This is a genomic window from Nocardia sp. NPDC046763 (genome assembly GCF_040645495.1).
Classification (GTDB): domain Bacteria; phylum Actinomycetota; class Actinomycetes; order Mycobacteriales; family Mycobacteriaceae; genus Nocardia.
The window spans coordinates 1-1,282 of the sequence record NZ_JBEYYI010000103.1 but is presented as its reverse complement, the minus strand read 5'-3'; the positions used below and the strand labels follow the sequence as shown (position 1 = coordinate 1,282).

The window sequence follows — 1,282 nt, the reverse complement described above, 5'->3', positions numbered from 1 at the left end:
CGGCTTGTACGACTTTGATCGTACAGCATGCTATGTTCGACTCCGTTCGTACTAGTTCGAGTCAATTCGAACTTTGAGTGGAGGTAGTGGAAGTGGTTGCGACACAAACCCGTCCGGCACAAGCCGCCCAGCCGACCGACCCCGGAACCGAACCCCGCGTCGCCCCGACATGGTGGATCTGGCTCGCAGCATGGCCCGTGACCGCCGTCTTCGTGCTCTCGAACGCCGCGACACCGCTGTATGTGCTGTGGCAACGCGACTTCGGGTTCTCCAAGGGCACCATGACCGTGGTCTTCGCGTTCTACATCGTCGGTCTGCTCGGATCACTGCTGGTCTCCGGCGTCGCCTCCGACCGGCTCGGCCGCAAAGCCGTGCTGATCCCCGCCCTGACCCTCGCGGCGACCGCATGCCTGATCTTCGCCACCGCGCCCGGCGTGATCGCGTTGATGATCGCTCGCCTGCTCACCGGGATCGCGGTCGGCGCGGCGGTTTCCGCGGGCATGGCCGCCGTCACCGATGTCGCCGGACCGCAGCGCAAGCACCTGGGCGCGCTGTTCGCCTCGACGGCCATGGTGCTGGGCGCGGGCGTCGGCCCGCTGCTGTCCGGTGTCCTGTCCCAGACCGCCCCGGCCCCGACCGTCACCGTCTTCGGAGTCGAGATCGCGCTGCTGGCAACCGCTTTCGTGACGGTGCTGCGGATGCCCGTCGGTCGCCCGGCACACCGGGGTGCGGGTTCATGGATCCGGGTGCCCCGGGTGCCCCACGCCAACCGCCGCCAGCTCTTCCTCGGCATCGCGGTGTTCGCGCCCGCAATCACGGCCACATCCTTCGTGCTGTCTCTCGGCCCGGCCCTGCTGTCGGGCCTGCTCGGCACGACGAGCCGAATCATCGCCGGCGCCATGGCCTTCGCGATGTTCTTCACCGCCACCGCCGTCCAGTTCGCCGCCCGGTCCCTGCCGCGCCCGACGACGATGACGACCTCCGCCGCCGCGACCACCCTGGCGATGGCGACCCTCGCGATCGCCGTCCACACCCAGTCACCGACCTACCTGATCGCCTCGGCGCTGCTCGCCGGAGCAGGCCAGGGCTTGGGCCAGCTCGGTGGACTGTCGCTGCTCAACCACGCCGTCCCGGCCACTCGATTGGCAGAAGCCAACGCGGCGTTCAACATCGGCGGCTACATCCCCGCCGGCCTGCTGCCCGTCAGCGCCGGCTACCTCAGCGACGCCGTCGGCCTCTCCACCGGCGCGACGACCTTCGCGCTGACCCTGCTGACACTGTC

The 1,282-nt window shown here is 69.1% G+C and carries 1 protein-coding gene; it reads left to right on the top strand.

The genetic code is table 11. From position 1 onward, the window contains the following. Positions 1–197 precede the first annotated feature (197 nt). The coding region (locus ABZ909_RS43685; RefSeq protein ID WP_357012410.1) for an MFS transporter at positions 198–1,282 on the top strand (1,085 nt) is incomplete at its 3' end.